18 protein-coding genes are annotated in these 17,828 nt (G+C 59.5%); 3 read left to right on the forward strand and 15 right to left on the reverse strand.

The window, feature by feature from the left end:
• The coding region (locus HZC36_11950; GenBank protein MBI5707687.1) for a hypothetical protein at positions 1–628 on the reverse strand (628 nt) is incomplete at its 3' end.
• 474 nt (positions 629–1,102) lie between these two features.
• On the opposite strand from HZC36_11950, the gene HZC36_11955 reads away from it, so the two are divergent.
• Entirely contained in the window at positions 1,103–1,336 is a 234-nt protein-coding gene (locus HZC36_11955; GenBank protein ID MBI5707688.1) for a hypothetical protein, read from the forward strand.
• A 535-nt stretch (positions 1,337–1,871) separates the two neighbouring features.
• Here HZC36_11955 and HZC36_11960 read toward each other — a convergent pair.
• Complete coding sequence (locus tag HZC36_11960; GenBank protein ID MBI5707689.1) at positions 1,872–2,441, reverse strand: PEP-CTERM sorting domain-containing protein; 570 nt, start codon at positions 2,439–2,441, stop codon at positions 1,872–1,874.
• Between the two features lie 1,086 nt (positions 2,442–3,527).
• A complete protein-coding gene (locus HZC36_11965) occupies positions 3,528–3,710 on the reverse strand; it encodes a hypothetical protein (protein ID MBI5707690.1) in 183 nt (60 codons plus the stop codon).
• A gap of 103 nt (positions 3,711–3,813) precedes the next feature.
• Between HZC36_11965 and HZC36_11970 the strand changes: the two genes are divergently transcribed.
• A complete protein-coding gene (locus tag HZC36_11970) occupies positions 3,814–4,452 on the forward strand; it encodes a hypothetical protein (protein MBI5707691.1) in 639 nt (212 codons plus the stop codon).
• Between the two features lie 188 nt (positions 4,453–4,640).
• Here the strand turns inward: HZC36_11970 and HZC36_11975 are convergent, their stop codons facing one another.
• The 12 genes from HZC36_11975 to HZC36_12030 form a co-directional block, all read right to left on the reverse strand.
• The gene (locus tag HZC36_11975; GenBank protein MBI5707692.1) at positions 4,641–4,850 is read right to left on the reverse strand and encodes a hypothetical protein; all 210 of its coding nucleotides are present in this window, start codon (positions 4,848–4,850) and stop codon (positions 4,641–4,643) included.
• 95 nt (positions 4,851–4,945) lie between these two features.
• Positions 4,946–5,113, reverse strand: a complete 168-nt coding sequence (locus tag HZC36_11980) for a CsbD family protein (protein MBI5707693.1) — start codon at positions 5,111–5,113, stop codon at positions 4,946–4,948.
• 73 nt (positions 5,114–5,186) lie between these two features.
• Positions 5,187–5,600: a BON domain-containing protein gene (locus tag HZC36_11985; GenBank protein MBI5707694.1), complete on the reverse strand. Its 414-nt coding sequence runs from the start codon at positions 5,598–5,600 to the stop codon at positions 5,187–5,189.
• Positions 5,601–6,107: 507 nt separating this feature from the next.
• Positions 6,108–6,686, reverse strand: coding sequence for a four helix bundle protein (locus HZC36_11990; GenBank protein ID MBI5707695.1), 579 nt, complete (start codon positions 6,684–6,686; stop codon positions 6,108–6,110).
• A 94-nt stretch (positions 6,687–6,780) separates the two neighbouring features.
• Positions 6,781–8,424, reverse strand: a complete 1,644-nt coding sequence (groL, locus tag HZC36_11995; protein ID MBI5707696.1) for a chaperonin GroEL — start codon at positions 8,422–8,424, stop codon at positions 6,781–6,783.
• Positions 8,425–8,702: 278 nt separating this feature from the next.
• Positions 8,703–9,503 (reverse strand): PEP-CTERM sorting domain-containing protein, encoded by an 801-nt coding sequence (locus HZC36_12000; GenBank protein ID MBI5707697.1) that lies wholly within the window; start codon positions 9,501–9,503, stop codon positions 8,703–8,705.
• Between the two features lie 186 nt (positions 9,504–9,689).
• On the reverse strand, positions 9,690–10,370 hold the full coding sequence (locus tag HZC36_12005) for a hypothetical protein (GenBank protein MBI5707698.1): 681 nt from the start codon (positions 10,368–10,370) through the stop codon (positions 9,690–9,692).
• A complete protein-coding gene (locus tag HZC36_12010; GenBank protein ID MBI5707699.1) occupies positions 10,367–11,308 on the reverse strand; it encodes a hypothetical protein in 942 nt (313 codons plus the stop codon). Before HZC36_12010 ends, HZC36_12005 begins: the two co-directional genes overlap by 4 nt.
• Entirely contained in the window at positions 11,305–12,120 is an 816-nt protein-coding gene (locus tag HZC36_12015; protein ID MBI5707700.1) for an ABC transporter ATP-binding protein, read from the reverse strand. Before HZC36_12015 ends, HZC36_12010 begins: the two co-directional genes overlap by 4 nt.
• Positions 12,114–12,899 (reverse strand): ABC transporter permease, encoded by a 786-nt coding sequence (locus tag HZC36_12020; GenBank protein ID MBI5707701.1) that lies wholly within the window; start codon positions 12,897–12,899, stop codon positions 12,114–12,116. Before HZC36_12020 ends, HZC36_12015 begins: the two co-directional genes overlap by 7 nt.
• A gap of 2 nt (positions 12,900–12,901) precedes the next feature.
• Complete coding sequence (locus HZC36_12025; GenBank protein ID MBI5707702.1) at positions 12,902–14,467, reverse strand: OmpA family protein; 1,566 nt, start codon at positions 14,465–14,467, stop codon at positions 12,902–12,904.
• Positions 14,468–14,755: 288 nt separating this feature from the next.
• A complete protein-coding gene (locus HZC36_12030; GenBank protein ID MBI5707703.1) occupies positions 14,756–16,114 on the reverse strand; it encodes a DUF2330 domain-containing protein in 1,359 nt (452 codons plus the stop codon).
• A 258-nt stretch (positions 16,115–16,372) separates the two neighbouring features.
• On the opposite strand from HZC36_12030, the gene HZC36_12035 reads away from it, so the two are divergent.
• Positions 16,373–17,731 (forward strand): DUF4038 domain-containing protein, encoded by a 1,359-nt coding sequence (locus HZC36_12035; GenBank protein ID MBI5707704.1) that lies wholly within the window; start codon positions 16,373–16,375, stop codon positions 17,729–17,731.
• The last annotated feature ends 97 nt before the right edge of the window (positions 17,732–17,828 follow it).

Genomic DNA, 17,828 nt, shown 5'->3' on the forward strand with positions numbered 1-17,828 from the left:
GCGAGGCGTCGAGCGGGCGCACGCAATCGGTCAGCATCGGAAGCCAGGTCTTGGCGTTCTTGAACTCCCCGGGGGACGCGAAATACATCTGAAACGCCGCCGAATAGGCGCCATAGGCGTTACAGATTCCTACTGTAACTTCTGCTTGCCGTTCGGAGCCCGTCGGATCAAGGTACTTGATGATAAAGGCCTTGACCTCATACGAAATGCCCGGGTAGCCGGAGGGCTGCGAGGGGAGGTTCTCTGTGCTCACGCGCTCGATCTGCCGGTAGCCGGCAGCCTCCAGTGCCCAGCTCAAGAACCGCCAGGGGCTAGATTCGCCGATGCTGCCGATGAGGACTGCCGAACTGGCCCCCTTGCTGCCATCGGGTGAAACGAGGTCAACGCCGTTCGACGTCTCACTCGACTTCCACCCCTTGGGCGCGACCCAGGAAAAGTAGCCGCCGGATTTGGCAATGAGCAAGGGCCGTTCGAAGGCCGGCTTGACCCTGGCCGTCTTCTGGCTGGACCCCTGTTCAGGAGCAAACGGCACTTGTGAGGCGTCCCGAGCTTGGGCCGTACCGAAGCACCCCGTAGAGACCAGTACGAGCGCGGCGAGCGACGAGCATGCGAAAGCGGTGCGAAGCATCGATCCCTCCGAGCGTCCGCATCCCAGCGTCGGGTTTCCGGGCGCTCAAGTTGGATTGTCGGGATTCGTGGGCAGCCTCATCGCGGTAAACCTTCCAGGTTTTCAGGGCTTTACTGGAACTCTTTGATGCACAAAGCGGGAACGGGCCAGCCACCCTTTGGGGGGGGTGCACTAAGGCTCTGCCGCTCTGCAGCACTTCATCGACGGACACTGCCTCTGCCCGCGAAGCGTGGTTCGCCGGTGACGAGAGAGGGGCCAGGGAGCGATAAGCTATGCGCGAGTCGCGATGTCGGACCGGGTCCATGGCATCACCTCGCCACTTTTGGGGAGAGGCCGGTAAGCTCCGGCGAATCGAAGATCCCGCGCCTTAAGGGACCGAGTGAGGGGCGCCAGAATGCCTGTCGTGACCTCCCACCAGCTGACGATCTGCAACCCGATCAACGCTACCCGCGTTCACCCTTTATGCCGCCGAACTTGCCTGAAATAATCGCCGCACTCGGGTTCTTTGGAGCCGTGGTCGTGTTCCCTATCACCTTCCTGCTGTTGCGGCACCAGCGCTCGATGGCCGAGATCCTGCACCGAGGAAACCCCGGCGAAACGCAGCAGCGGCTCGAGGCACTGGAGCAAACGGTCCGCGAGCTGAGAGCCGCACATTACGACCGCGTGATCCGGGAAGATGACCGCAAAGAGCTGAGCGGGAGCGCCTGATTACGCGTCGGGCAGAGCCTGGAAAAGGGGTGCGGCCCCCTCGCGAAGGGTAGCGGGTCCGATGCCAAAGTCATCTATGGCTTACCACGTCTAATTGAACAAGAGCGGTCGGGTTCACATCCATCTGGGAGAGTGCCCTTCGTGCAACCATGGCGCTGGTGTGCACCACCACCGGAAGCACAACAGGTGGATCCCTGAGTCATTTGACTCAATCGACGACGCAAAGCGCGCGGAGAAGCTGGAAAGACCCAACGTCGAGCCGATGATTTGCCGAAAGTGCCTGGGTTAGCTCAGGAAGCCGGACGGCGGTTGGGAGCCTGACTCCGATCGCACCGCGCTAAAGCGTGTAGCCACCCAAAGCTCCGAACAGGTTGCGGTGGCCCCACTTGGAGGGTGGCTGGCCGTGGAGCCACCCTATGTTCCAATCAGGCTGAGGAGGTCACACCCGGAGGGTGGCCAGCCGATTTTGGGCCCGTGGCTGGGCTCCACCAGATCCTGTGAGGGCCATCCGTGGCCCAAGACGACGTTCTCAAGCTCAGTTCTTTCGGCGGCGGATCAGCGCTATCGCACCGAATCCGAGCGCGGCAAGAGTTCCGGGCTCAGGAACGGCGTCGTAGGTGAAATCGTCCCAGCCAAGACCGGCGCCATCAGTGATGTTCTTGATCTCGATACGCGTGATATTCGAACCGGCAATAGTGACGAGATCTGGCGTATACGGCGTACCGTTCCCGATTACTTGCACCGTGTGGTCGAAGACGTTGTTGATGAAAACGTCGACGTCCGCATTGTGGCCGTTGTTGTCGGCGCCGATAGCCAGAAACGAGAGGTTGCTCACGCCGCCCGCAAAGTCGACGTACGTGTCGTTGACGCAGTTGATGCTGCCGCCAACGGCGAAGGTGCAGATGAAGTTGGGCAGAGACGAGCCGAGGTTCTGGGCTTCAGCACGGTTTTCCTGACCCGAGTTGCTGGAAAACGTCACACCGGCATACTGCGTCGTGATGACGGTACCAGCAGCGACATTGTCGAAATTGATGGTTGTCGAAGCGAACGAGGGCACGGCCAAGATGGCAAGGCCCACGCAGGCAGATAAACTGCGAACGCTCATCTATTTTCTCCTTTTGGCGCCCCAATCGGAGCGAACCTGTTCGAAAGTATAGCCGAGGCTATGGTAATTCTACCGATGGAGTGTCCGGGGTCTCCTAAACCCGGCAATATTACGGTGAGCTGTACCTGCCCTAACGCGCGATATCCTTGGAGACGAGAGGCATTGACCGAGTGGACTCAGACTTTGGTGGGTTGGACCGGACTTTTGTCTTTGGCGACTGGCCACGCTTCGCACGGGTCTCACGCCGGGAAATGAGTTCGGGAGCCTCCACTCTTAAGAAGTTGCGTCATTGTGTTCTGACCTATCCCCACCGCGCACACGCGGTGGGTCGACGGCCAAGTGCTCAGCTTCAATGCACCCGCCGCGTGGGCGCGGCGGGGTTAGTCTCTGGGAACACCACAGCACATTGACGCAGCTTCTTGAGAGTGGTGTCCGTGGTGGCATTGATCGCCCGGGACCTGTCTTCAAGCCTTCAGCACGGGATCCATCGCACCGCTCAAAAGCGTCGAGCCACCCCATGCTTCGATCAGGTTGCGGTGGCCCCACCCGGAGGGTGGCCTGCCGAAAGGAGCTGAGCGGTAGCGCCTGATTACGCGTCGGGCAGAGCCTGGAAAAGGGGTGCGGCCCCCTCGCGAAGGGTGCTGTCCGAGTCCTTGAAATCCCTGGAATCCTTCGTCACTTCTGGAAAAGCAGTATTTTGGGACTATATTCTGCAGGCATGCAATCCTCCTTGCCCTGCGAGCTCTCTGCATAAGGTGCTTCGGGGAAGGTCTGTCAACCACGAATTTGGGCCAGGCCACCCTCTGCCTGAACCCCTGGACCAGTCCACTTCGATTGCACCAAGACTCGTGGACTCGTCGTGGTGCTCCACGCAGCAGGGGGTGGCTTGCCTTCGAGATTCACTGGACACCAAAGAGCGGACTTTCCACCAGCACAATTCGCGTTCATGATTCTAGGTGGATCGTCGCTTGAGCGCGTCTCCGGGCAAACCGAGTAGACCCTTCCTCGGCCGTGTGCTCGCTTGGCGTAGCTTGGGGCGGTGGCTCAAGGAGCCTGTCAAGCGATCCGCATCAAGGAACGGAAATGTCAACCCAACTGATCATCCTGATTATCGTCCTTCTCCTCGTGTTCGGTGGAGGTGGCTACTTCTATCGAAGCCGCAGATAGACTCTCGTAGAGTTTGCCCTGGAGCATGGCTGACGGCGCGACCGAGCAGCTCTCGTCGTTGTCCACTGGTGTTCCCACGCCGGCCGCCCTCAACTTGCTCATGCCTGTAGGTGAACCCTCGTACACTCAAGGGCAGACTGGTCCGCCCGAGGTGCCGGCACGTAGACTGAAACTTGATGGGCCAAGTGCCGATCAAGGTTCTGCCATGAAATTCAAAAGCCTCCTTATTGTCCTTGCAGCAGCCACCACAGTGCTGGCTCCTGCCCAGGTGACTTCACATACCCAGCACGTTTCCCCCAAGCCAAAGGCCGCTCAACACTCCTCCATGACGATGATGGACATGAAGAAGTGCATGGCCAATATGGCGGCGGGACAAGCAAAGATGGATGCCCTGGTCCTGAAAATGAATGAGGCCGAGGCTTCGGATAGGCCCGAGGCCACAGCTGCTGTCGTGGCAGAAATGGCGAATCAGCAGAAGGCGATGGGCCAAATGTGCTCGATGATGATGAAGCATATGGCACCGATGGCCATGGGATCGAAGGGCTCGTCCATGCCGATGATGAATATGGAGACACACATGGCCAACATGGTGGCGGCACAAGCTCGAATGGATGATCTTGTCTCAGCCATGAATTCAGCGGAGGGCACCAATAAGGCAGACGCCACGACCGCGGTTGTGGCTGAGATGGCCCTGCAGCACAAGTCGATGCACCAAATGTGCTCGATGATGATGAAGCACATGGCTTCGCATCCGATGGCGCCCAAAAAGCCGATGGCCAAGACGACCTCAAAACGCCCAGCCGCCAAGAAGCCGATGAACCACAAAGCTCACCGCGGCGGCTAACTCCGGTCCGGCATTTCCTTGCTTCCGTTTTCGAGATTCCGAGTGATGAAGGCGCCCCGATTCGGCATTCTGTTCTGCACCGGCACCGTTCACTCGCCGCGGTGAACCCCTATTCGCCCGGCATCCAAGGATCCCAACGTCCTCGGGACGCTCAGATCCAGTTCAATGCTTGGCAATCCGCGCCTGCTTCACGGACCCTCAGGACTCAGCGGCTCCTCCTGGCCATCTTGCCAATGGTGCACGATGGCATAGGCCACACCACCGACGAACAGGACGCCACCGACAGCGGCGATCCATGGCAGCATGGGCCGGACGTAGGTTGTTACGATGTCTCCCAAGTACAGGAGCACGGCTACAGCCATGATCGCCAAGCCTATCCAGCTAACGCGATTCAACATGTCTTCATCTCCTCGGCCATCCCCGTTGGGGCCGCGATTGGCCGCAAGTCTCCTTGGGATGATTCCGGGCGTTGGGTTGGCGCCCTGGCTGGGACTTAGCGCAGGGCGTCCTTTGCCTTGCCGTACGCTTCCTCGACTTTTCCCTCCAGCACTTTCGCGGCTCCTTCGATCTCGTCCGACTTGGAGTGGGTCAGTTTGCCCTTTGCCTTTTGGACCTTGCCCTTGTTTTGCTTGATCTTTCCCTTAATGCGATCTTTGTCCATGGAATCTCCTATCCCCCGCTCTCGAGTGGGTTTTGGCAAGACTCAGCCCTGCCTGCAAGCCTCGCGTGTTCGCTTACTTGCTGACGATTTCCAGGTTGTTCACAACCTTGAATTCACTTCCTGCCATCCCTTCGGCGACGGTAACAGCCTGATCCCGCTGCTTTCGATCAGGCACTGAACCATTCAGTGTGATCGTCCCGGCCCTCGTGTCGGTGTCGACGTTGATGTCGCCCGCTTTCAGGCCGGAGGCTGAATTGAGGGCGCTCATCACCTTTGAGGTCTGAAGGGTGTTGTCCGCGGCCTGCTTCGCGTTTTCAGCATCGGTTGCTGCGGCACGCCCAGTCTGTTTCGCGGCATCGCCGGCATCTTGGCCCGCTTCGGAGTATTGGTCGCGGGCTGCCGGGCTGCACCCTGAAATCACAAAGCCTATGGCCACGGGCAGGGCCAGCCGTTTAATTGCTTTCGTGCCTTCTTTCTGGTTTCTCAATGCTTGCTTCCTCATGTAGGGCTTGCGACGGATTTCCCTTAAGGAAACTCGAGCCTTTAGGTTTCCGGTCATCTCGATCAGGGTCTACCGAAAGCCGTAGCCTCCACCTTCTGAGAGTCTACGGGCCCGCTTTGGCCCGCGCAAGTCGAACATTCGACGTCCCACTAAATCCAGACACGGAATGGAGGGCAGCTGAGGGGACCGGCTTTTGTGGGTGGCAGGCGCTTGGGCTCAAGAGTGTTCCAGAGCCGTTCATCCGATCTGTAAGCTGGTGGGCCTGTCGAGGGTAGAAGGCGCCGCTTTCGCCCCATACCTCCCAGAGTCGGTGTGGGGCGGCACCCTAAGCTGGGCTATCCCGGTGTCACCCAACTCTGTGTCCCCACGCGAAGCGTGGCTGGCCGGCACTCAAATCTGGGTAATCCCAGTGTCACCCTTCCCTGTGACCCCACGCAAAGCGTGGCTGGACGAGACAAGTAGGACAGATACGACGTATTGGAGGCATCTGACTTATTGGGAGTGTGGATGGTCAGATTGGCTGGAGCGGTGCTGGGTCCGGGCCTTGTGGAGGCGTTCGGTGAAGCCGCCTTCCTCAGCAAAGTCTCTCTCCAGGCGCCGTAGGAGCTGGTCCAGCAGATAGGAAGCCTGGTGGATCAGGCAAATGAGAGTGTTTGCGGAGGATTCCTCGGACTTTTCTTCGATATAGGTCCTATAAGTCGAATAGGACTTATCTTTCCTCATGGCAAGACTTCTGATGAAGAGCGCCTTTTCGTGGTCTTTGGGCCAGAGTTCGAGGCTTTTCTGCCGAAGGAAGTCCTCGTAATCGAGCAACAACTCCTCGAGACTCGCCCTGGCAACTCCCATCAGTTTGAGCTCAATCTTCTTGGAAGTCGCTGAGAACTGGCTACCCTCGGCGATGTTCTGCTTTCCGCTACGGGCAGCCTGCACCATCTGGTCCTTTGTTCTGGACTTTGGATCGACACAGCGCCTGCAGAAAGCGACGGTCCCATCATAGATAATCTCTGCAAGTTTGAAGACTTCCAGACCGCGATAGCCCCCGTGCGGAGGAATGATTGGGCGGTCCGGCATGGGCGGGAGGCTACCACAGGAATGCGACAAAAAAAGACCTATAGGACATATGAGTCCTATAGGTCCCATTCAGGGAGGCTGGACTTAGGCTCCCCTAGAAGTCCATGCCACCCATGCCGTGGTCGTGGTCGTGGCCGCCGGCGGGGGCTTTCTTCTTTTCGGGCTTCTCGACCACCAGAGCCTCAGTCGTCAGCACCAGGCCTGCGATCGACGCCGCGTTCTGGACCGTGCTGCGCGTGACCTTCGCCGGGTCGACGATGCCCTGCTTCACCAGGTCCTCGATCTGGTTGTTCAGCGCGTTGAACCCAAAGCCGGCTTTCGCCTCGCGAACCTTGCCGACCACCACGCTGCCCTCGAGGCCAGCGTTCTCGGCGATGGTGCGCAGCGGCTCTTCCAGGGCTCGCGCCACGATCTTCAGGCCCGTGGTCTCGTCGCTGGGCTCGGCCTTGGCGATGATCTTTTCCAGGGCGACCGCCGCGGCCAGCAGCGTCACGCCGCCGCCGGGCACGATGCCCTCTTCCACCGCCGCGCGGGTCGCCGAAAGGGCGTCCTCGTAGCGGTGCTTCTTCTCTTTGAGCTCGGTCTCGGTGCTCGCGCCGACCTTGATGACCGCGACGCCGCCGCTGAGCTTGGCCAGGCGCTCCTGCAGCTTCTCCTTGTCGTAGTTGCTGTCGGTCTTGTCGATCTGCGCCTTGATCTGCGCGATGCGGCCCTTCACGGCATCGCTCGTGCCCGCGCCTTCGATGATCGTGGTGTCTTCTTTCGAGATCACGACCTTCTTGGCCGTGCCGAGCATGTCCACCGTGATGTTCTCAAGCTTGACGCCGAGGTCCTCGCTGATGAACTTGCCGTTGGTGAGCACGGCGATATCTTCGAGCATGGCCTTGCGGCGCTCGCCGAATCCGGGGGCCTTCACGGCGCAGACCTGGAGCACGCCCCGGATCTTGTTGAGCACGAGGGTGGCCAGCGCATCGCCTTCCACGTCCTCCGCCACGATGAGCAGCGGGCGGCGGGTGGCCATGACCTTCTCAAGGAACCCGACGAGCTCCTGCGCGTTGCTGGGCTTCTTCTCGTGGATGAGGATCAGCGGGTTCTCCAGCACGGCCTCCATGCGCTCGGGGTCGGTGACGAAGTAGGGCGAGATGTAGCCCCGGTCAAACTGCATGCCCTCGACGATTTCGAGGTTGGTCTCTCGGCCGCGGCTCTCTTCGACGGTGATGACGCCGTCTTTGCCGACCTTGTCCATGGCCTCGGCCACGTGCTTGCCGATCTCGCTGTCGTTGCCCGCGATGGTGGCGACGAACTCGACCTGCTCCTTGTCCTTGATGGGCTTGGCGAGCTTCTTGATTTCGGCGACGACGGTTTCAACGGCGTTATCGATGCCGCGCTTGACCGCGATGGGGTTTCCGCCGGCGGCCACGTAGCGCAGGCCCTCCTTCACGATGGCCTGGGCGAGCACGGTGGCGGTGGTGGTGCCGTCACCGGCGACGTCGTTGGTCTTGCTGGCGACCTCTTTACAGAGCTGGGCGCCCATGTTCTCATAGGGATCCTCGAGCTCGATCTCCTTGGCGACGGTCACGCCGTCCTTGGTAATGGTGGGGCTTCCCCACTTCTTGTCGAGGACGACATTGCGGCCTTTGGGGCCGAGGGTGACCTTGACGGCATCGGCGACTTTGTCGACGCCGCGCTCCAGGGCACGGCGAGCGGTATCGTCATAAAGTAGGGTTTTGGCTGGCATAGTTTGTTTCCTTGGTTGTTGTCGGCCGGGTGCCTGACGGGGAGCGTGGGTTTTGGCTGACGTGTCTTGCCGGTCGAACAAGTCGGACTGGTCGGACTCCTCAGACCTTGGACCTCAGACCGCTCTCTGTTAGCACTCGGCGCTGATGACTGCTATTTTGGCACTCTCAGGGAGAGAGTGTCAACAGAAACCCTGCAGTCTGATGGCCAAAGGCGGCAAGTGGTGCTCAGGCGTGCGCGAATCTAGGTCCCTTTGTCATTGAATCGACCTTCTGACCCTCATCCGCGTCGGCGGCGGCGGAAGGCACCCAAACCAAGGGTCAGCACCAGCAGCCCCGACGGCTCAGGTACAGATTCGATCTTCATTTCGTTGACAAAGTAGTCGCCTGAAGGGGCATTTCTGGCAATCCTGCCCCAGAAATCGGCGTAGTTGGGAGCAAAACCACCCGCATTATAGGTCGTGCCGGTGTAGGTGAAGGTTTGCGATGTGGCTAGGGCCTCCAGCTCAAACCGATAGTCGAACTCGTCCCCATTGGCCGCGAGAAGGGTCAGGGACACCTTCAGTCCGCCGTCGGTCCACGCGATGCCGGTGTCAAGCTTGCCAACCACCTCAGAGAACTGCACATGATATCTCGGCTGGCTGCTGCTGACATCCACGAAGAAGAAGCCAATCGTATCGCCGTAGAGCCCTGTCTCATAGTGAGTGCCTTGTGCGAGAGATCCGGTGTCCCATAGGCAGCTATAGGTGGCGCCCGTGGGCATTGGGGCAGAGAGAAAACGAGCAATGTAGCTGCCGCCGATCACAGGATAAGAGACTCCCCACGAGCGCCCTCCAGTATCAATGCCCGGGCCACCGCCCCCACCGTTCGAATTCGAAGATCCAAGAAACATTGGGTTCGGATCGGAGTTGTTCGAGGTTCCGTAGTCCCACACATCAAAACCAAAGCCCCCGTTTGAGTACTGCAGGAACCCACCGTCGTAGGCCGAGTCGGAGGCATCGTCGTAGGCGAAAATCGTAGAGAACGACATTGCCGTTGCCGCCAGCAATGCCCCCAAAAGTACAAGTCGCTTTCCTTTCATGTCACTACTAATTGCTGAACGACATGGCATTTGTGACGAAAAGCGCCAAATGTGCTCTAGGCGCGGGCGAAAACAATCTGAAGCAGCCGTACGGAAACGAGGCTGATTGGAGAGTTTGCCCGGCGGCCTTCGCCCGCTTATAGCTCCTGAACCAGTCTTGCGGGGCCAGCGGAGGCGAGCAAAGGGCTACGGCGCGTGCTTGCTCGGCGCTTTGTCCAGGCTAAAGAACTCCACGACATCGTCGAGGCGGTTGGATTCGGACTCACAGGCCTGCGAAACGCCGGTGGACCTGGTTTTGGCGTCTTCGATGGCTCTCTTGATCGAGGCGATTTGCGACTGGAGCTGAGCTATCTGCTGTTCCGATGCGGCGACGAAGGACTGCGCCTGCTTTTCGTGGCTCTCCGAATAGCTGGCGAGCGCGGCGAGCTTGCGCGAGGCATCCGCCAAGACGCTCTCGATCGTCACTCCGCTCGTCTTCGACATGGCGCCAAGGGTCACCTTGAGGGTGGCTCGCTTGGATTCGATGGGCAATTCTGCGGGGAGCTGAGCGAAAAGCTCAAGCACGTTTTCAGCCGTGAAGGCCTCCTGCGGGAGCTTGGCCATCTTGTAGATGGCCTCAAAACTGACTTTGCCGTCGGATGAGATGACGGGCAGGTCGGCACTTTCCTGGCTCACCGTCGGCGAGATCTCGTCGAGGTTGGGTCCAGGAGCATCGCGTACCAGCTGTTCAATCGTTTTTTGGGGCCTTGGCGCAGCCGTTTGGGCACTCGCCGGGTCGGCCAATCCGGGCGACGAAACGTAGCCGGTGTCGGGGTCCATCTCGACGAAGAGCCCAGCCACCTTTCTTACAGTGTCGCGAACGCTCATTTGTTAGGCAGATTATACAGCCGGCTCGCCCCCTGGGCGACGGGCATCTCGTCGAACGGCGTCATCTCGCTGAGCGCCTCTGTCAGGATGTCGCTCTGGCTGACCACGCTGTCGATCTCGGCGATCACCTGTTCGGGTGATCGCGCCCTGATTTCGTCGCTGATGAGTCCGAGCGTGTCTTCCATGAGCTTCATCTGGTTTGTGAGGTTATCAAAGATGTCAGCGATCTGCTGCACGTAGAGCGCCCGGCGGTTCATGATTTCAATCCGCTTATCGAGAAGGGCCTTGTTATGGAGGTTCTCCTCGTCGACGGACTGGCGATTAAGGCGGTCGTTCTCGTTGCGGTAAAAATCCTGGACGTCGTCGACGATGGCTTTCGCCCAGGCTTCAAGTCCCTCGGTGTCGTCGCTAGAAGGAGGTGATGGCGGGGGAGCGCCCTTCTTGCCCTTTTTTGATCCTAAGTCGAACTGCGCCGGCACTGCCGGCGCACGTTCGGGGATCACTTGTTCGTGTACGTGGATGAGGTAGTTCTGGAATTCAAGCCTCTTGGCTGCAAAGAGCAAGTACTTCTCCAGCAGGTAGTCCAGCTTCTTCAGCACGTCGCGCAGAAAGGGCCTGTCCCTGTCGATGGGCTGGATGTTGGCGCGGTTCTCCTCCAAACGGTTGTAGCGGATCTGCTCCTTTGGTGAGAGAAATGGGAAGACGCGCTTTTTGAGATCGGCGCGGCGACGCTCCACCTCCAGTTGATAGCGCTTTTCGAGGAGCCCGTTGTACCACTTTGAATCTGGCGCGAACAGCAAGTAGCCTGCTTCGAGCGCGAGACCAGCCATCAGAGGCAGAGGATTGAGAAACGCAGCGCTAAGGGCGAATGCCGAGGCGAGCCCGAGGAGGTTGGGCGTTTCAGAGAGAGCGCTCTTGAGGTTGCTCGGCCTCTTCACTTGGCAGGCCCGCCTTGGGGTACGCCGTTCGGAGCCGGCGACTTCAGCATGTTTAGGATCGCCTGATGGAGCCTCTGAAAGTTCGGCTCCGTCTGGATCGCGAGCGTGCGCGGCCGGGCGAAGGAGATCATGGTATCGAGCACGATCTGCGACGGGCGAGGAGAGAGCACCAAGACCCTGTCAGCAAGGAGGAGAGCTTCCATAATGTCGTGCGTCACGAACACGATCAGGCTCCTTTCTTGCTGCCAAATGTCCACGATGAGCCGTTGCATGTCCGCCCTGGTTTGGGCATCCAAAGCGCCGAACGGTTCATCCATAAGAAGCACTGGACGCTTGAGGGCAAGCGCGCGCGCTATCGCAACGCGTTGCTGCATGCCACCAGACAGCTCGCGGGGATAGGCGTTTTCGCGGTCCGCCAGTCCAACCATTCCCAGGTATTTGCGGGCGGTGTCCTGGGTTTCGTCTTGGGGCGCGCCCATGAGCTCTAGCCCGAACGTGACATTCCCAAGGACCGTTCTCCAAGGAAAGCAGGTGTAGGCTTGCTGGACCGTTACCGCTTGAACGGTCGGCCCGACGACCTGCTCTCCCATGATATAGACTTTGCCGTGCGATGGCAGGAGCAGCCCTGAAATCATGTTCAGAAGCGTGCTCTTCCCGCAGCCCGAAGGGCCGACGATGGCAATGAACTCGCCGTCTTCGTCTTTGGTGACTTGAAAATCGATCTCCTTGATCGCCATCACCGGTTCCTGCCCTTTGCGCAAGTAGGAATGCCCGACGTGGTCGAACTTGAGCAGCGCGTCTCCATCTACCATGGGAACAGCCTCCTGCGCGCTATCAGGAACGCCCAGTCCGTGATCGCGGAGATGATGCCGACGACGATGAGCGTGGCGAAGACCTTTCCTGAGTCTTGTGTACGTGAACCGACGTAAAGAAGATATCCCAGCCCCAGCTGCTCTTCGCTGTTGTTGATGAACTCCGCCAAGACGATGTAGGTCCACATGATGCCGTTGCAGACGGCGACGGCCTCCCAAATCTGCGGCAGGGCGCCAGGAAGCAGCACCTTCCCTAAGACCTGGCGGCGCTTGGCGCCAATGTCCAACGCAACGTTGACGTAATCCTGACTTACGGCCAACACGGCCTGCCGCACAAGAACGATCATGTAGAACAGCGCGCCAAGGAATAGGAACACGATCTTGGCTTTTTCTTCCACGCTGAACCAAAGCACAATCAAGCCTACAAGGCCCGTGGTGGGAACGCTTTTGGCGCCGTTCACAACCTTGCGAAACAAGGCATCGATCGGTGCAAAGGCCCCCATGAGGAGACCCAAAGGCACTCCAACCAAGATGACAAGGCCAAGCGCCTGGACCACTCGAAACGTGCTTCGCAAGATGGCTGGCAGAAGCCAATCCTTGTGGTGATACTCGGCCAGAGCCTCCCACACTGCCGAAGGCGTGGGAAGAAACAAGGGCTTCACGTATCCGCCATAGGTTGCGGCGCTCCACAACAGACCCAGCATGAGGACGCCCAGCATGCCGATCATCAGATCGACCCTGGGGGTCAGTTTGCCTCTGACTGCGAGAAAGTCCTTCACGATTACTTAGGGACGACCATGATGTCCGTTCTGCGGTTCTTCGATCTGCCTTCTTCGGTGTCGTTTGACGCAACCGGCTTGTTCGGGCCATTCCCCTTCGCGATGAAGCGGGCGGCATTGAAGTGATACTTGGAGACCAGGTAGTTCACGACCGACTGGGCGCGCCGCTGACTGAGCGCAGTATTCGTGGCCGCTGAGCCTCGACTATCGGTATTGCCTTCCACGCGGATGTAAGCGTTCGAGTAGGTTTGTGCCGTCAAAGCCACCTGGTCCAGCGCTTGCTTGGCATTTGGATCCAGGCTTGCCTGCCCGGTGGCAAAGAAGATGTTCACCGGTTTCGTCATCAGAGCAGGCTCGTTGACCTTTTCTTTTGGCGTCCGTGCTGGGAACTTCGATTCCTCTACAGGAGCCTTGATCTCGGCATTCTTCGAAGCCTCGGCATAGATCTCCTTGAGGAAGCTGTCGTCTTTGGCGACGCTTGGACGAACGGCTTCAGGAATATAGCCCCGGCGTACCCAGGCTGTGCTCGCCTCTTTAAAAATGCGGTCAAAGAGCGGTTCAGAGCCGTCAAGGCCGAACATCTTGGTGTTATCTACGAGGTCTGCCCACTTCACCGTCGAGAGTTGGCTTAGGGTCTCTTCTTGGCCGAGATCCTTGTACAGCGGTTCATTTTCCATGAGCGCGTTGACGGCAAGGTCGGGCCTGCGGTTAGCTTCTGTCGTTCCCTCGAGCCATCCCTTGACGAACGCCTTGATGACATCCGGATGCTGCTTGATGAACTCGGTCCGCGCAACCATGAGATCCGCAATCAGGTTCGCAGCGGTCTTTGAGCTAACAAGTATCTTGCTGCCGGGCCGCTTGTTGAGGCACTCGGTGACGTCGGGCTCCCAAACCACGGCGGCGTCGACTTTTCCGGCCACGAAGTCGGCTCGGGCGTCAGGCGAGGCGTTCTTTCCAACCAGGGCCTTCACGATTCGGGCTTGCTCCGTATCGTCCAGGCTAGAGTTTGCCAGACTGTATTCGAGGAGCCAGTGGGAGGGTGTGAAGAGGGCCAGCGAGATCTTCTTACCGGCGAGGTCCTCAATTCGATTGATCCCAGACCTTACGACGATGGCATCGCCACCGCGGGACCAGTCCACCTGCATGATGGCTTTTGAATCGACGCCGCCTTTGATGAAACCGGGAAGCTCATTGCCCCAAAAGTCGACGGTCGACCAGACGATGTCGACCCCATCGGGTCCACCCTTCGCAAAGGCCTTTGCGCGTGCGTCCACATCTTCCATCAGCATGAACTCAACGAGGAGCTTGTGGTTCTTCCAGTAGATGCATTCTTTGTTGGGTTTGAACCCATGATTGGCCACGAGACCGCCGGCATAACCAGGCCAGGTGACGATGCCTACCCGGAGCGGCCTGCCCAGGATTCCCTGGTCTCCCGACACCGTGTTCCCTCCACCACCGAAGAGTCCGCCTTCTTTGGAGCCACCGTTCATGTACCGGTAAGCCCCAAAGCCCAAGCCCGTCAAGACGATTAGGAAGATAAGTACCTTCCCCAAAGGTTTAATGCGCATCGAATTGCCTCCAAACCCCACTAGGTCGATTTGCTTAGGATCGACTGATGAGTAGTTTAGCAAACATCCCATACGTTGGAAGCATCAAGAGGTTGCTGTCGGGATATTCTTTGAAGCTCGAACCAGACGGATGCGGTGTGGCAACCGGCGGGTCGGCCTCGCTCCCACGCGAAGATCAGCAGCCGGATGGACGCTTTTCGTCAGGCAAACTTGGACCTTCCCCCGGTCTTGGAGACACAAACGCCCCATATCGAGCTCCGAGCAACCGGCGTCTCGACGGTCCAGGTTTCAGCCTTCCGGGTACCCGTCAACGGGCAGAGAGTGCGCGTCCGTCTCCACACGCTCGATGCTCCTGAGCCAGTTTTGCGGCGGCACCGCAGCGGCCAATAGAGTCAGTGCGACTGCAATTGGGATGGCGATATGGCGCTTCTCCCAAAGGGTGGGAAGCACCCCAAAGATCAGCGCAAACACCGGCACCCCGAACCAGAAGTACAGCCACGCCCTGTTGCTGGACTGGTCGAAGTCAAACACTTCGAGCGTGAAACCGGTGTAGGGCTTCCAGCTCACGTCGAAATCCCTGTTCATCTGGCTCGGCTGGATGTCGCCCCGGAGGAAGGTGTAAGCCACGCCGAACTTGGCCATGGCGTAGCGTGTGCCCTTCCATTCGTCGAAGAGGCCCTTATCCTCTTGCGGGTCTTTCCGAACCTCAATCTCCAGGCCGTAGTTGTCGGCTTTCCACACCCTCATGCCCTCGATTTCGGCTCTTCGGCCGCCTACGACCACCAGCTCCAGGTGGACCGGCTGGTTCATCGTGGCGGTCAGGCGCATGGGATAGACCGGCTTCTCGGTATCAAAAACGGCCTTCAGCGGGTGGGGTGGGAGTGGCCGGTCGGTCGCCTTCCGGAAGCTCGCCGCAAGGAAGCACCACCCTTCCTCGGCGTATTGATCGATCACCGAGGCCGCCTGCTCGGGGACGTCGATATTGTGGTCCCTGAGCCAATCCATGATAGGCTTCGAGGATTCCGATGAGAGCGCTGAGACCTCATAGGACCCGATCGTGCCGTAGTTGGTGACGTTGACCTCAGGCTGAGCCATCTTGTACGAAGCTCCGCCCTCGGCTGCCGCTGATTCTGTTGCGCCGGACTTGGCGGCATTTCGTGCGTCGGAGGGGTCGAACCAAACGTTGACCACCAGGAAGCAGGCCAACAGGAATGCCTCAAGCAGCATCCAGCCCAGGCGGTTGCCGGGCGACGCCTTGCGGTGGCGCACACCCGAACTCAGGAGCACCGCCGCCGCGAAGATGGCAAGGAGGCCGACCGTTTGGTGGTCCCTGTTGCTTAGGCTAAGGACGCGCGGCTTGACCTTCTCAAAGGTCCGCGTGATGTACTCCGGCTTGACCGCCTTGACAAAGCTGGGCTTGGCGGGTAGCGGCACCACCCAGCCATAGCCTCCGCTAGGGCCGTCGAGCACCGATTCGATGATGAGCGTTTCGGTCTTGCCGTCCCACTTGAGCACGGCGCGCTGACTGGGGATGCTCGGCGGACGCTCGGTCAGCTGGACGGTGCGTTCGGGAAACATGCCGCCGTCGGCAAGCGCTTTGGCCGACGCAACGACGGTCAGGAGGCAAACCAAGGCTAGTCTGGTCATCGCGGTGACTCCTTATCGGTTAGTGTGCTCTACTCCGGCAATCGTTCACACAGGTCGACGGGCAATGCTTGGGACGGTGGGCATGACTACAGGCAATCTCAATAGTCGGGTGTCGCCCTTACAGGGCTCGTCCACAAACGGCCACCTGGTTCCAGGGCTGCGCCCTTCGCTCCAACAGGTCGGCCCGTTGGGCCTCCGGAAACGGCCCTTGAGATGCCCAGAAGTGGCCGGCCCTAATCGGTGCGATGCGCGGATAGAATGAAGCAAGCCATGTCCACGCTTCCGAGGCTCGCCCTCAGCGCCAATCGGCGCTACTTGATCACCGAAACAGGACAGCCATTCTTTTGGCTAGGCGACACAGCCTGGGAGCTCGTTCACCGTCTGAAGCGCGATGAGATCGACCACTACTTCGCCGCGCGCAGCGAGCAAGGGTTCAACGTGGTGCAAACGGTGGCGCTCGCCGAGCTGGACGGGTTGCGCACACCCAATGCTTACGGACACCTTCCCTTTCACGATCTAGATCCCGCCAAACCGGATGAGGGCTACTTCCAGGACCTGGACTATGTTGTGCAGGCAGCGGCCAAGCACGACATCTACCTAGCACTGCTTCCCACTTGGGCCGACAAGGTGACGCTCGCCTGGGGCGCGGGGCCGGTCGTGTTTGACGCAGCGAAGGCACTGAGCTATGGGCACTATCTCGCGAATCGGTATCTATTCGCGACAAACCTCATCTGGGTGCTGGGTGGCGACCGGCCAATGCACAAAGGGGACCATGATTGGAGCCCGATCTGGTCCGCGATGGCAGAGGGAATCCAGGCAGCCATGGGGCGCTCCGCGTTGATCACCTATCATCCGGACGGTGGGCCTGATACTCCCACAACCGTTCATAGGGCGCCGTGGGCCAACTTTACGATGATCCAGTCAGGACACTGGGCCGCTGAGAACCCAACCTGGGACTGGATCGAGCATCTCTATCGCCTCGATCCGCCAAAGCCGGTACTCGACGGCGAACCAAACTACGAGGACCATCCGGTCGCGCCCTGGCCCAAATGGGACCCGAAGAGTGGGTACTTCCGGGATCATTCCGTTCGCAAGCAGGTGTATCGGTCTGTGTTCGCAGGTGGCTTTGGCGTGACCTATGGCCACCACTTTGTCTGGCAGATGTTTGACGAGGGCCGCGAGCCGGTCAACAACGGCAACGAGCAGATGCCCTGGAAGCAGGCGATCCAGCGGCCCGCGGCAAAGCAGATGATCCACCTTAAGCGGCTGATGCTCTCGCGCCCGTTTCTCAGTCGAATACCGGACCAAACCCTGTTGGACATGCCGAACGGCACGGGTGGGGATCACATCCGCGCGACGCGCGACTCGAATGGCCGCTTTGCGATGGTCTACTTCCCCAATCCGGGCATGCGATGCCGTCTCAAGGTAGCGAGCTTGGCAAAGGACCTCGTGGGTTGGTGGTTTGATCCACAAACCGGCAAGGCGGAGAGGTTCGAGTCCAAAATCATGGACAGGCACCTCGAAGTGGAGTCGCCGACGCCCGGTCCGGACAGCGTGTTGGTGCTGGATGACGCCTCGAAGGAGTTCGCTGCGCCTGGACACATGGCTCACGCCTAAGAGAGGCCAGGCCGCCAGTCCAGGTCCCTATGTTGTTCGTGTGCAGAAACAGCTTCGCCCCGCCGTTCGACCCTTGATGACCGAACGACAGGGCGAA

It is taken from the genome of Armatimonadota bacterium (genome assembly GCA_016223145.1).
GTDB lineage: Bacteria > Armatimonadota > Fimbriimonadia > Fimbriimonadales > Fimbriimonadaceae > Nitrosymbiomonas.